Origin of the sequence: Novosphingobium sp. Chol11 (assembly GCF_900218065.1) — a bacterium.
In the GTDB taxonomy this organism is placed as follows: domain Bacteria; phylum Pseudomonadota; class Alphaproteobacteria; order Sphingomonadales; family Sphingomonadaceae; genus Sphingobium; species Sphingobium agri.
On record NZ_OBMU01000002.1, the window covers coordinates 87,007 to 101,340 of the forward strand.

8 protein-coding genes are annotated in these 14,334 nt (G+C 63.9%); 4 read left to right on the plus strand and 4 right to left on the minus strand.

The genetic code is table 11. The features are described from left to right. The first annotated feature begins 170 nt into the window (after positions 1-170). From NCHOL11_RS13125 to NCHOL11_RS13140, 4 genes are read left to right on the plus strand one after another with little or no spacing between them, the layout of a single operon-like run. Complete coding sequence (locus NCHOL11_RS13125; RefSeq protein WP_441339509.1) at positions 171-2,648, plus strand: cyclic nucleotide-binding domain-containing protein; 2,478 nt, start codon at positions 171-173, stop codon at positions 2,646-2,648. Continuing rightward, on the plus strand, positions 2,648-3,523 hold the full coding sequence (locus tag NCHOL11_RS13130) for a hypothetical protein (protein WP_097093008.1): 876 nt from the start codon (positions 2,648-2,650) through the stop codon (positions 3,521-3,523). Before NCHOL11_RS13125 ends, NCHOL11_RS13130 begins: the two co-directional genes overlap by 1 nt. Next, positions 3,520-5,331 carry a cytochrome c3 family protein gene (locus tag NCHOL11_RS13135; protein WP_255254824.1) on the plus strand — a complete coding sequence of 604 codons (1,812 nt, stop codon included), beginning with the start codon at positions 3,520-3,522 and terminating at the stop codon, positions 5,329-5,331. Before NCHOL11_RS13130 ends, NCHOL11_RS13135 begins: the two co-directional genes overlap by 4 nt. Before the next feature lie 2 nt (positions 5,332-5,333). After that, the gene (locus NCHOL11_RS13140; RefSeq protein WP_097093010.1) at positions 5,334-6,182 is read left to right on the plus strand and encodes a metallophosphoesterase; all 849 of its coding nucleotides are present in this window, start codon (positions 5,334-5,336) and stop codon (positions 6,180-6,182) included. Between the two features lie 8 nt (positions 6,183-6,190). Here NCHOL11_RS13140 and NCHOL11_RS13145 read toward each other — a convergent pair whose 3' ends face one another. The 4 genes from NCHOL11_RS13145 to NCHOL11_RS13160 are packed head-to-tail and all read right to left on the minus strand — an operon-like array spanning position 6,191 to position 14,311. Continuing rightward, positions 6,191-6,496 (minus strand): YdeI/OmpD-associated family protein, encoded by a 306-nt coding sequence (locus tag NCHOL11_RS13145; protein WP_097093011.1) that lies wholly within the window; start codon positions 6,494-6,496, stop codon positions 6,191-6,193. 47 nt (positions 6,497-6,543) lie between these two features. Then, on the minus strand, positions 6,544-10,548 hold the full coding sequence (locus NCHOL11_RS13150) for an LVIVD repeat-containing protein (protein WP_097093012.1): 4,005 nt from the start codon (positions 10,546-10,548) through the stop codon (positions 6,544-6,546). After that, positions 10,548-12,386 carry a hypothetical protein gene (locus tag NCHOL11_RS13155; protein WP_097093013.1) on the minus strand — a complete coding sequence of 613 codons (1,839 nt, stop codon included), beginning with the start codon at positions 12,384-12,386 and terminating at the stop codon, positions 10,548-10,550. The genes NCHOL11_RS13150 and NCHOL11_RS13155 overlap by 1 nt, the downstream gene beginning before the upstream one ends. A 2-nt stretch (positions 12,387-12,388) precedes the next feature. Beyond that, positions 12,389-14,311, minus strand: a complete 1,923-nt coding sequence (locus tag NCHOL11_RS13160) for a heme-binding protein (protein ID WP_097093311.1) — start codon at positions 14,309-14,311, stop codon at positions 12,389-12,391. Between the last annotated feature and the right edge of the window lie 23 nt (positions 14,312-14,334).

A 14,334-nucleotide genomic window follows, 5' to 3' on the forward strand; every position in this document is an offset into this window, starting at 1 on the left:
CCAACTGCTCTCTAGCGTGACGCAGCGGAATTGATAGAGTGCCCAAAGACTTGATCCGCGCATCATAAACCGGCAGGGGCATGGCCGGGGCTGCGGGTGATCTCGCAAGAGGGGGGACATAAGTGACTGACCGCGTGCGTATCGCGATCGTCGGGTCGGGACCGGCGGGCATGAGCGCGGCCGCGCGCGCGGCGCAGCTGGGCATCCCGCATCTTCTGATCGAAAAGACGGACCATCTGTCCGACACGATCTTCAAATATCAGAAGGGCAAGCATGTGATGGCGACGCCCAGCCAGCTCGTGCTGCGTTCCGATTTCGACTTCGACGCTGGCAAGCGGGAAGCGATCCTGGGCCGCTGGAACGAGCAGGCCGCCGCGCAGGGTATCAACGTCGCCTATAATGCCGAGGTGAAGGCGATCACCGGCACCGGCGATCCGATCCCGGGCAGCGTGCAGAAGATCGTGGAGCGCAAGCGCGACGGCACGACCGACACGAAGGAAATCCAGCGCCTCGCCCCGCCCTACCGGCTGACGTTGACGGACGGGCGCGAAATCATCGCCGATGCGGTGATCATGGCGATCGGCACCCAGGGCAATCCCAATTTGATGCGGGTTCCGGGCGCCGACCTGCCGCATGTGCAATATCAGCTGGACGACCCCGCCGATTATAATGACGAACATATTTTCGTCGTCGGCACCGGGGACGCGGGGATCGAAAACGCCATGGGCCTCGCCGCCGACGAGGCGCAGGGGAATGTCGTCACCATCCTCAACAGGGGAACGGAGTTTGCCAGCGCGAAGCCCGCCAACGTCAAGGCGCTGATGGCGGCCGCCGAAGCCGGACGCCTTTCGATCATGACGGAATCGACCACGGCGAAGATCGAGCCCGGCTTCATCACGCTCGACAGCCGCGACGGCGAAGTGAAGGTGCCATGCGACCGCATCATCGCCCGCATGGGCTCCGCCCCGCCGCGCGCGTTCGTGGAAAGCTGCGGCGTCGAATTTGCCAGCAGCGACCGCTTGGCTTTTCCCAAACTCTCGCCGGTGTTCGAAAGCACCGCGCCCGGCATCTTCGTCATCGGCGCGCTGGCGGGCTATCCGCTGATCAAGCACTGCATGAACCAGGGCTATGACGTTGTCGAATATATCAACGGCAATCGTGACCTGAAGCCTGCCGACGAACCCATTCTCGCCGCGAAATTCGCCGGGTTGCCGGAAAAGCGCTCGGTCGCGGAATGGCTGGAGTTTCTGCGCACCAACGTGTCCATCCTCGAAGGCTTGTCGCCGCTGCAGATGCGCGAATTCATGCTGGACAGCGAAGTCCGCGCCTACCGCGCTGGCGAGGTGATCTTCGAAAAGCATGACCCCGGCTCATCGCTTTTCGGCATCGCGGGGGGTCAGGCGCTGGTGGAGGTCGCTCCCGGAACCAATGTACCGATCGAGGCGGGCAGCATCTTTGGCGAGGTCGGCCTCATCTCCGGCCGCCGCCGCGGTTCCACCTTGCGCGCAGGCACGGACTCGATCATGGTGGAGGTGTCACGGACGGCGGCGCTGAAGCTCATGTCGTCCAACCCGCCCGCCAAGCGCGCCATCACCCGCATCTCGACCGAGCGGCAGCTGCTCCAGATGTTCGGTGCTGGCCTGACGCCCGCCGATCTCGCCGACGTGCTCGACACGGCCGAAATCCAGACGGTGAAGGCGGGCGAGGCGATCCTAACCGAAGGCGATCTCGGCAACGACATCTATGTGATCCGCGTCGGCTCCATGATCGTGGAGAAGAAGATCGGCGGCAGACAAGTCTTCCTCTCCTACCTTCCCGCTGGGTCCTATGTCGGCGAAATGGCGCTGATCGCGGGCGGGCCCCGCACCGCCACGGTCAAGGCCACGGTCAAGTCCGAAGTCATCAAGCTGAACGGCGACGCCTTTGCCCGGCTGATGGCCGCCAAGCCTGCCTTGCTGGAGCGAGCCCGCAAGGACATGGCTGCGCGGCAGGACGTCAACGCCTTCATCGAAAGCCGCAAGGACAGCTTCTCCACTGTCGTCGACATGTATTCGGAGACGGCAAAATTCCTGGTCGACAACGGCATCGGCGAAGCCACCGACGTGCTTTTGATCGACGAGCATCTGTGCGTGGGCTGCGACAATTGCGAAAAGGCGTGCGCGGACAGTCATGAGGGCCTGTCCCGCCTCGACCGGGAAGCCGGGCGCACCTACGCCCATCTCCATGTGCCGACCAGCTGTCGCCATTGCGAGCATCCGCATTGCATGGCCGATTGCCCGCCCAACGCCATCCATCGCGGCCCGGATGGGGAGGTCTTCATCGACGAGACCTGCATCGGCTGCGGCAATTGCCAGCGCAACTGCCCCTATGGCGTGATCCGCATGGACAGCGTGCCGCCCAAGAAGCCGGGCCTGCTCAGCTGGATGTTCTTCGGCGCAGGGCCCGGCCCGGGCGAGCCGTCGAAGAAATGGCGCTACAAGAACGCCGAACCGGGCGTCGAAAAGCCGAAAAAAGCCATCAAATGCGACATGTGCTCCGGCATTGACGGCGGTCCCGCCTGCGTCCGCGCCTGTCCCACTGGCGCTGCCATTCGCGTATCGCCTGAGGACTTCCTCACCGTTGCCCGGCTTGATGGGCAAGCGAACTGATGGCCACTCGCGCGCCCTCCCCTCGCCGCGCCAAGGGCGAAACCCTGCATGACGGCTTCCTGCGTCACGCCAATTTTCGTTGGCTGAAGATCGCTGGCCTTCTCTGCCTGCTGGTCATCGCCAGCTATCTGATGATCGACATCACGCCGCGTCATAATGGCGGCAGTTGGTACGGCTACATGCTGGGGACGATCGGCGTCGGCCTGATCCTGTGGCTGACGCTGCTCGGCCTGCGCAAGAGGGCCATGACACGCGGCCGCTGGTCGCTCAAGGCTTGGACCAGCGCGCATGTCTATCTGGGTTTGAGCCTGATCGTCATCGGCACGCTGCACACGGGCTTTCAGCTGGGCTGGAACGTCCATACGCTGGCCTATGTCCTGATGATGCTGGTGATCCTGTCGGGCCTGTTCGGCATCATCGTCTATGCGACGCTCCCCACCGCGCTCAGTAACAACCGCGCGGAAATGACGCAGGTGCAGATGCTCGAAGCGATCCGCGCCATCGACCGGCAGCTGCACGATGCCGCGCAACCGCTGCCCCAGGCCCATGCCAGTCTGGTCCGCCTGTCGCTGGATGACGATCCGTTCGGCGGCAGCCTGATCGCGCGGCTTTCCGGCCGCTACCCGCGCTGCGCTACTGCCGCCGCGCAGGCGGCATTGCGCCATTGGACCGGAGATCATCCGGATACCGGCGAGGAGCCTTTGGAAAGGATCGACGCCCTGCTCGAACGCAAGCAAGCGATGCTCGCGCGTCTCCGCCGACACCTACGGCTGAAGGCGCTGCTGGAGGTCTGGCTCTATGTCCATGTCCCGGCGACCTTCGCTCTGCTCGCCGCGCTGACCGCGCATATCGTCAGCGTCTTCTTCTACTGGTGAGCGCGCAGATGAGCTTCACAGTCCGCCAGATCAGCCTGACCGCAGACGCGCGCGAGATCGTCCGCAGCGCGACGCTTGACAAGCCGCAGCTGGTGCTCGGCCGCGCATCGACCGGCGACATCCACCTGCCCGACCTGGCGCTGGAGCCCGATCACGCGCGCATCGAACAATTGGACGCCCGCACGATCCGAGTGCGCGCAACCGGCACGCTCGGCTTCGAGATAGAGGGCCGCACTACCCGCAGCGCCGACATCGACGTCAGCAAAGGCGCGGAATTGCGCTTCGGCGGGCATCGCATCACTGTGTCGCAGGAAGATGGCGCAACCGTCCTCACCATCCGCCGCGTCGATGCCGTTTCGGAAGCCTCAGAGGAAAAGGAGGAGGCTCGCGTCTTCTCCCTCGCGCGGCTTGCCCCGCCGAAGCGGCTGACCGCATGGGGCCTCGTCCTCGCCATCCTGATCGGCTTCCTTGCCGTTCCGATCTACAGCTATGCCACCCGCCCGGCCGACGACATGCGCAACATCTACAGCGTGAAGGGCGACAATATTAAGGGGGATGGGGCCTGGTCCTCCGGACCCTTGAGCCAGGCGCACCACGCGCTGGAAGGCAAATGCGAGACCTGCCATCAAAAGGCGTTCGTTTCCGTCCGGGATTCCGCCTGTCAGACATGCCACACATCGGTGCATGACCATGCTCCGGCCGCCCGCATCGCCATGGCGCGCACGGAGCCCGGCATCGGCGGCAAGTTTCTGAACCTCGTCGCCTCGACCTTCGGCAAACCCCCGGAGGGTGCCTGCGTCGATTGTCACCGCGAGCATGAAGGCGCTGGCCCCATGCAGCCGACGCCCCAGGCTTTCTGCACCGATTGCCATGGCAGTCTGAAGGATCGGCTGAAGGACACGAAGCTCGCCGATGCAGGGGATTTCGGGACCGCACATCCGCAATTCACGGCGCTGGTCCATTATAATCCCGGCAAGAAGCCGAGCTTCACCCAAGCCTCACTCGACGCCAAACCGATGGACGATAGCGGCCTCAAATTTCCGCACGACATTCACCTGTCGCAGACCGGCGGCGTCGCTCGCATGGCGCGCATGGTGGGCGGCTATGGCGACGCGCTCGCCTGCAAGGATTGCCATCGCCCAACGGCAGACGGCGTGCGATTCCTGCCGGTGGACATGGAGCGCGATTGCCAATCCTGCCACAGCCTTGCCTTCGAAAAGATCGGGGGCACGGTGCGGACTCTGCGCCATGGGCAGCCCGATCAGGTGATCGCGGATCTGCGCGCCTATTACCGCTCGACCGCGCCCACCCAGCCGATCGGCTTGAGCGGCATGGCTCGCCGCCGTCCCGGCGACTATGCACAGGGCCGTGTGTATCACGCCTATTTCGGCGCTCAGGCGGCGCGCCCTTCCCGCGCGGACGACGCGATCCGCGCCGTCTTTTCAAAGGGCGGCGCCTGCTATGACTGCCATATCGTCACCCCGCCCGGCGCGAACGGCAGTGCCAGCTGGAGCGTCACGCCGATCAACCAGCCGATGCGCTACATGATGAACGGCTGGTTCGATCATAAGGCCCACAGCACCGAGACCTGCGAAAGCTGCCACGCCGCGGCGAAGAGTCACGACGCGCGCCAGCTGCTTCTGCCGGGCATCGACAGTTGCCGCACCTGCCATGGCGGGGAAAAGTCGAAAGCGCCCGTGCCATCGAGCTGCGCCATGTGCCACAGCTATCATGTCGGCGATGGCGCGCCATGGACGCCTGTCCGGACCACAATCAAGGAAGATCGGGCCAAGAGGGAGAAGGACTAGCCATGCTGATCGCGCAGGTTACCGACATCCATCTGGGTTTCGACCGCGACAATCCGGGCGAATTCAATCGCCAGCGGCTTGACCAGGTGCTTCGTGCGCTCATCGACGGCCCCAACCGCCCCGATCTGCTGCTCGCCACCGGCGACCTTACCGAATATGGCGATGCCGACAGCTATCGCCGCCTGGCGGAAGCGTTCAGTCAGTGCCCCTTCCCCGTGTGGCCGGCGATGGGCAATCATGACGACCGCGCCAATTTCGCCCGGCATTTCCCCAAGATCCCGCAGGACGAAGGCTTCGTCCATTTTGTGGTGGCAAGCGAGGGCCGCCGCATCATCATTCTCGACACGCTCGAACCCGGCCGCCATGGTGGCGCTTTCTGCGAAGTCCGCGCCGCCTGGCTGGCCGCCCGGCTCGACGAAGACGCACACACCCCCACCCTGATCGTCATGCACCACCCGCCGATTGAGGCAGGCATCGATTGGATGAACACCCATCCCGACGAGCCATGGGTGCAGCGCTTCGCCGCAACGATCGCGGGCCGCCCCAACATCGCCGCCATCCTCTGCGGGCATCTCCACCGCACCATTGCCGCGCCGTGGCAGGGCACGACCGTCGCCATCTGCTCCTCGACCGCGCCGCAACTCGCGCTGGACCTGCGCCCCATGGACACCGGGCAGCCTGATGATCGCCCCATGATCGTCGCCGATGCTCCCGCCTACGCCCTACATCGATGGACGGAAGCGGGCTTCGTCACCCATTTCGAAACGGCTGGCGAACGCGCGACGCTGGCGAAGTTTGATGAAAAGATGCAGCCGCTAGTGCGGATCCTGATGGATGAGCGGCCCGCTTAAGGCGGGGCTTATCCCTTCTTCTTGTCGATCAGCACCGCCTGCTGCCATTTACCGGGCGCCTTGTCGGTCCGATGGACGCAGCCCGCCCAGCAACAGGGCCGCTTCTTGCCCTCCAGCAATTCCTCGCGCGTCCGATAAATACGCCGCGCGCGCGTCTTCGCCTGTTTGGCGTCTTCGATCCAGCAGATGAACTCGTTGCGGCCCAGCGGCGTCAGCGCCTGCCACAATGCCAGCACCCCCGGCTCCGCCCGTAACGCCGCCTGCAAATCTTCACCTGCTTCATGCACAGTGCCGTGGAAAAAGGCGTCGGTCATGAAATGCTCCGTGGAACTGTCTTACCAAGATCAGCGGAAAACGCCCCTCACCGCAACAATGGCGGCCGCCACGCCTTCATATCGACATCGTCGCTGACCTTGTAGGGTATGCCCTTCGAGGTCAGGAACAGCCGTTCCATTTCGCTGCGGGTGAAAGGCCGCGAGCCCAGCCGCCCAAACACCGCGATCTGCCCGCCGGTTTCGTCTACCGCACGGTCGCGGTCAAGGCCCTTGGATAGCGCGACGGCGGGCGTTGGCGTCCGTGCCCAGGCGATCAGTTCGGGCCTGGGCGCGGGGGAGAATCCGTAGAAATTGGGCTGGCTTGCCGGGCTGGTCAGCTGGATCACCTTCATGCCGTTCCGCCCGTCCGCGACATAGGCGAAGAGGGAGGCGTTGGTGGTAGCGACGATCACATCCTCCACGTCCGTCATCTGCCCGCCGAATGTCTCCTTGGCATAGACGCTCGGCCGGAGCGGATTGGTGATGTTGACGATGGCCAGCCCTTCGGCCTTCGCCGCCACATAGGCATAGGTACGCGCCAGATAGATGCGGCGCGCGTCCCTTAGCGGCACGGTGGCAGATGGCACCGCCACGGGGTCCGTCAGCTTCGTCACGTCGAACAGCTTCAGTCCATCGGCATCCGTCACCCACAGGTAGCGGAACTGAATGGCGCTCGCGCGCGCATCCTTCATCGGCCGGACGGCAGCAAGGCGCGGATGCAGCGGATCGGCAAGGTCCACCACCACCAGCCCCGCATCCGCCGTGATATAGGCGATCTGCCCCGCCAGCTGGATATGCCGCGCCCCGTTCAACACGCCATCAGGGTTCCAGGTGACGGCACGTTTCAGGAAATTGTTGCGGAACTCGCCGTCGGCCATGGTCTCGATATTGACCATGATCAGCCCTTCGATGCTGTCGGTCACGGCCGCATAGCTATAGATCGGAAGAAACGGCTGTTCCTGGTTGATCTCGCGCAATTCCTTGGTGCTGCGCAGCGGATTGATCGGCTGGTTCGTGGGCAGCGCCATGCAGGCCGCGTTCTTCGATGCCACGCCCGTATTGTGGCCGAGCTTCGAGAAGGGGCCGCTGAGGATCGGTTCGGAAAAGCCCTTGTTGGCGATCGATGCGACGTCATAGACGCGGAAGCCGCCCTTGCCCTCCGCAACATACATATATTCGCCGCGCAATTGCAGGCACCCGACGCGATCGCGCGTGCCCTTCACGACATTGCGGAACTCCTCGACGGCTTGGCTCTCGCCCGAAGCCTTCTTGTCGAAGAACTTGCCGCGAACCCAATTCTTCAGCTCGCGTCCATTCTGCTCGACATGCAGCTTCCAATAATCGGGATAGGCATATTTCTGAAGATAGCTGCCGATCACCGCCTGCGGCTCATCCCATTCGGTAACGCGGATCGCTTCGAACCCGCCTTCCAGACCCGTCCAGGCATTGAGGCCGACGAAGTTCACGAAGTTCGTGCCCAGCAACAACAGCTGCGACATGATCGCGTTGTTGTCGTCCTTCGCCGACAGGTGGCAGTCGGAACAGGTTTTCGTCTCCGTCTTGCGCACCGTATGGGGGAAATGCGGGGCGAAGGCCTGGCTTGAAAAGCCGATGCCCGACACGGGCGGCTGCTGGATATAGATGCGTTCGCGGTTGATGTTGGTTGATGAGAGCACCAGCGCGGACGTCGACCGCACCGGCGCGGTCTCATTCCCCTTGGTCGTCATATGCTTGCCGAGCTGGAACATCTCGTCGCGCGCGACCTGGGGATTGTAGGTCGCGAAGTTGCGCGTCTCCTCGCCATCATAATGGTGGAGCGAGGTCTTCCAGTTCGCCTCGATCGGCAAGTGGCAGCCGCCGCAACTGGTGGTCCAGCTCAAGTGACAGGTGAAGCAGGCCATGTTGTCATCGCCATGCGCCCGGTCCGCCTTAGCCACGCCCGGGCCGAAGGCGAAGCTGCCATCTTCCGCGCCCGATCGGCTCATCAGCTTGGCGCGCGCCGCCTTGGCGTTGAAATGTGGATTGGTGGAATCGACGCTGTCCTTCACCAGCGACACTTCCCATTCCAGGGTAGGATCGACGATCGACCGCTGGATCAACTTGCGCCGCCCGCTCGCGTCATAATACCATTCGAACCGGCGCTTGCCGTCCGGATTGCGCAGCAGCGCCAGGTTGGTGCCCTTGGGCGGCGCGGCCGGTCCGGATGTCAGCAGCGTCGGATAGGCGTCGGCGGTGCCGTGGCAATCCTTGCAGCCGATCTCGATCGCGTTCGCCACTTCGCCATAGATGAAGCCGTTGCCATGGCTGTCCTGCGCGAAATGGCAATCGGCGCATTGCAGGCCCTTTTCGGCATGGATGTCCATGAGGTGGACCGACTTGCCGGGATTGACGCCGGGCTGAACGAACTTGCCCTCGCCCTTCTTCCGCCACTTCTCCGGATCGTCGTTCGGCACGATCTTTCCGTCGGCGTCGAGCAGATTGCCCTCCCGATCGCGCTTGAATACGCCGCGAAAATTCCAGCCATGGCCGTGATAGTCGGCGAACTGCGTATCCTTCGCCTTGTCATTGAGGTCATAGACGTTGCGCAGGAAGTCGAGGTCCGACCATTTGCCGCGCGGGCCCGCGCCTTCGGGATTGCGTTCCAGCGTCTGGTGCGTTTCGGCGGCGGTCGGATATTTCTGCTTTTCCGGCCACATGAGGCCTGCGTCGGACTCATAGTCCCACATGGTGTAGCCCAGATAGCTGTTCAGGAAGATATTGGGCTGGTGCATGTGGCAATTCATGCACTGCGCGGTCGGGATGGCGCGGGTGAAGGTGTGGCGGATCGGGTGTCCGCTTTCCTTGACGGCCGCGATGGGGTGGTCGGGCGTCTCTTCGCCGTGCGCGCCTTTTAGCGCACCGTGTCCGCCCTTTTGATGCCCGGCGTCCTGTGCATGCGCCATTTTGTTTGCGATGGTCGGATCGATGGTCGCCGTCTGCCCGTCGCGGCCATATTGCGCGTAGATCAGGCTGTGGCGCGGTTCCCGGTCGTTGGCATAGACGACATGGCATCCCGAACAGCCCGAATGGCGATAGTCGCCGGGCTGGTCGTTGGTGCCCATGAACCACATATAGGGATCGTTGAGGCGCGTCTTGTGCAGGTTGAGCACGGGGATCGCCACTCGCAGGCCGGTGCCCGGCCCACGGCTCGACTGCTTGAGGTCGGGTCGGCCCGGCTCCTCCAGCCGCTGGATCGATCCGGTCGGGTTGGGCAGGCCGATTTCAGGGAATTGCGTCGCGATATTGCGCCCGCCGCGTTCGAACACGCGGAACACGTCGCCCGGCGGCGTCACTTGCCAATTGGGGAGCGGATAGAGTTCGGCCAGCGCGCCGCGCGCTTTCTGCTCGGCGGTCAGCGTACCCGGAGGGGAGCCCGGCGACACGATCTTCGCGGGCTTTCCATCCTTGGTATAAGCCTCGCCGAAGATGTAATTCTTGTATGGCACGATGCCGTTATTGTAGGCCGCGCCGCCCCACAGCATCGCGCCGGATGCCATCAGGGAGCGCTCTGCCGCCTCGATCGTCTGCATGTGGCACGACCCGCAAGCCTCGCGCGCTACGCGATAGTCGCTGGGATTGACGAAGCGCACGAACTCGGGCGCTTCCCGGTTCAGCAGCGTGTAAGTCCGCTTGGGATTTGCCGAGGATGGATAGTGCCAGCTACCCGGATAGCGCGGCAGGACATGCGCCTTGTCCCGCGCCGCAACATAGGCGGGATCGTCGAAGCCATGGGCAGGATCGCCGCGCACCGTCGCATCGCCGCCATGGCAATCGACGCAGCCCAGCATCACCGCAGGCGTCGCGTGCATCGACGGTTCGTCAGTCTTGGTATGGCAGCTGTAGCAGCCTTCCGATTTGGCCGCGACCTGATCGGCTGTCTGGCTCACCGGCGCGGGAGGCGTCCTGGGATAGACCCGTTCGACCGGCTTTTCCGCGTCGGACGCGTGCAACACGACGACCGGCACGGTCAGCGCGGCGAGCATCAGCAACAGGAAGGCAAAGATCGGCCGCATCAATAACTCAGGATCAGGTTGCCGAGCACCGAATAATAGTTCCGGTTGCGCTCGCTATTGGTGAAAAGGTCGCGAAAGCCCGCGCCCGGCAGCAGGGTCGCGCCCGACAGGCGGAATACGATGTTCTGCGTCGCATGCGGCCGCCAAATCGCGGCGGTGGAGAGGTCCCAGCCGATCGTCTTGGGAATGCTTCCTTCATTGCGCAAAGCCTGCAGGGTCGCCGTATTCTGAAACCAGAGATGGTTGGCGTTGGCCGACAATCGCAGTTCAGGCAGAATATCGAAATCCGCGCCAGCGCCCAGCAGCATCGTGCCGGGATTGTTGAAATTGGACTGGCCCTGCTCCTTCGAAGATCGCAGCGAATTCAATATGCCGTTGCGCCCGTTGATGCCAATGGCCCGCCCGCCGCCGGCGAAGGGGATTGTCTGCCTGATCCAATAGCTGGTGTCCGCGCCCGCGAAGATGGGGTTCTCGAAAATCGCGTCGAAGCCGTTTTCGCGATCGTCATAAGGATCACCATCACCGCTGGCATAGAGCCCCGACAGACGGAAGCGCATCCAATCCTTGTCGATGCTCGCCTCGGCAGCGGCGAAAAAGGCCCTGATCTGAGCTGGCTTCGACGTAAAGAAGCTGTTTCGATCCTCGCCCAAGGCCCCGTACACCGAAGCCGTCAGGTTGATCCGCCCGATCCGCCCGTCAGCGTTGTAGCCCAGATAGACGACATCATAATCCCGGCCGCGGAGATCGCCCAGCAGGGCGGGCCGCACCGGAAAGCCATTGTCATCAACCTCGATCCGCCCCGCCTCGCGGTTCATATTGTAAACGGCGGTGATCTGGCTGGTGAGGCCGGGGATCAGGAAATCCTGTCGATAGAGGTTCGCCAGGAATACCCAATCGCGCCGGGGGGACTGCACGACGCTGTTAAGGCCGCTGTTCGTGTCCTTTTCCAACCGCCAGAAGGCAGCGAGATTGAACTGGAAGCGGTTATTGTCCCGATTACCGAACAGCCGGATACCAAGCTGCTGGTCGTTGAACAGGAAGCCGCGAAAGTCCGATTGAAAAGGCTGGATGCCGACGCGGATCGAGCGGAAGTCGTAGCGATCCGATGTGTTCGCCAGGTGATAATCGACGAACAGCTCCTGCACGCCCAGGAAATGGTCGGTGCGGTGCGACGGCCTGGACGGCTCGACGAACAACACCCGCCGTTCGGGCACATTCACATGGTTGATGTTGTAGGCCAGCGTCAGCCGATATTCGATCTCCGGCGGCTTGAAGGCGGTCGATCCCTTGATCAGCGCGACGCCGCCGATGAAGGTCTGGCTCAACACATAGCTTGCGTCCTTGCCGAACACATCGATGCTGCCGGGCCGCTCGGTCGTCTGCACGCCCACGGGAATGGGAAAGGTGCGCGGCTCTATCACCGAGTCGCTCACCGCATTGGCGACGAAGAACCAGTCATCGCCCTTGATCGGCAGCCACTTCACCTTTTCACGGTTGATCGGCCGGTCGCCCTTAAGCGTATTCTGTCCGTAGGGATCGAACCAGCGCTCCTTGACCACGCCGAGAGATTCGATCAGCCGCCAGCGATCGGGGATCGGCACCTGATCGACGGGGAAAGCCTCGGGCGGCGGCGCACGCACTGCGCCCGGATTGTCCTGCGTCACCGCTTCGGGCAGCGGGGCTTCATAGCCCGGCCTGCGGCGGCCTTCTATCGACTGATCGTCCGCGCCAACCTCCGGCGCATTCAATATCTCTTCCCAATTGTCCGGTGGAGGCGGCGGAACGGGCTCGCCCGGCTGCGCGAGCGCAAAGAGCGGCAGGAAGGCGGCAAGCCCCATCGCTACAGGCCCTGACACACATTTTGCGACGAACTGTCGAGGAAGGGCGCAAAGGGACAGCTCACATAGCGCAGCCGCACGGACGCGTTGCCCAGGTCGACAACGATCCGATCCGCGCGAATGGCAGCAGGGGCATTGCCGATGCCGCCGCCGCGTTGCCCGCCATTATGGGCGCCCAGGAAACTGATCATGTCATCCTGATCGATGCCGTCACCCGAAACGCCGATCGCACCAACCAGCACATTGCCGCGATAGATGGGGACAGAACCGGGGAAGATCTGGATGCCATTCTGGATGCGATTGCCCGCGCCGACGCCGGTGACGGCCGAACAACGCTGCGGCGTGTCGGTCGCACTCGCGCCCGTCACATAGGCAAGATGGGCGGCGAGATCACCCACGACCAGCGCGGATTGCAAGCCTGTGGAGAAAGGATTGAACTGCGCGATGAGGCGGGAGAAAGGCCCGTTGGGCCGCCCCACCTCGCCGTCAGGAAAATAGGGGCGTGACAGATTGCCGTTCGCACGATCGGTGAAGGCATGGGTGCCGGTCAAGGCCGCCGGATCGTTGAGGAAGGTCCGCGCCTTGCCCACGAAAGCCGCGACGTCAGCGCTGCTGCTCGCCAGCAGGTCCGGCGCGGCGTGGCTGCTGGAGAAGAAAGCCGCCGTCCGAGCCTTCTGCAAACTGACGTCGGTGCCGAAGATCGGCGCGTCGGGCGATCGCACGATGCCGAGTGCCGCGCCGCGCGTGTCGACCACGCTGATCGTCACCTGCGCGCGGCTGTCGAGCGGCTGCCTGATCTGCGCGCGCGCCCGGCTCATGATGGTGAAGGCTTCCTCCAGCACCGCCGTCACCTCGGCGGCGGTCAGGGGCTGCGTCACATCACCCGCGTCGGTCGCGGCTCGGATCGGGAAACGGTTATTCCCCGACCCATCGGTCAGCACGAAGGCGTCGCGATTGGAAAACTCCGCCACCCGCGAAGCCCGCACGCCTGAAAGCTCGCTGCCATAGGCGACGCCCGCCAGCACCATCGGCGCGGGATCGCCATAATAGCCGCGTACCGCCACCAGGCTTCCCGCGCTGCCGTTGATCGCGGCGAAGCTGGCCACGCCGCTCGCCGTCAGCCCCGCATAGGCAGCGTCCGAATAGCGCAGCGACGTGCCGTCAACAAAGATGCGGTTTGCGCGGATACTATCGGGCGCTTCAAAGCCCAGCGTTCCGGCCAATGCGATATATTCTTCCGGATCATTGTCCGTGTCGGTGACATCGGGATCGGAGCCATAGACCCCATCGGCCATGACGCCGATGCCGCCGACCACGACGCCATTCTTATAGAGCGGAAAGCCGCCCGGATCAGCCGCCAACCCCAGCGGCGACCGCTTGGGCCCGATCATCGCCATGGCGCCCGACGAGATGTAGCGCGCCGACAGGTCCGAACAGGGGAGTTGACTGAACTGCACGCCGAATAGCGGCCCGCTTTCGAGGCCCACCGTGCCCGGCGCGGGCGGGAAATGCTCCTGCACGATCATGCTCGCCGTGCGGGTCGAAAAGGCATTGCCGCCGCTCGACAGATAGGCCCCGGTGATAGCCTTGCTGATCGCGCCCGCCTCGGCCGGAACCGTCAGATTTTGCGCATCGATATTCTGCCCATTGGGCGCGGCGCTGGTGGTGGCGGTCGCCCGCGCGCCATTCATGCGGAACACGGCCAACACATTGCCCACCCGGTCCGTCACCGCGATGACCGCGGGCAGGCTGCGCGCCTGCGCCTCAGCTGCGGCGTGGGCGACGACACTCTCCACATCGGCGACCGTCAGCGCCTCCTGTGCCGGATCGGCATAAAGGCGTGTGGCGGTGGGTGTAGGCGTCGGCGTCGGGCTGCCCCCGCCGCTTGCGCCATCATTTCCGCCGCCGCCGCAAGACGCCAGCATCAATGCCGCCAGCGCCGCGAACG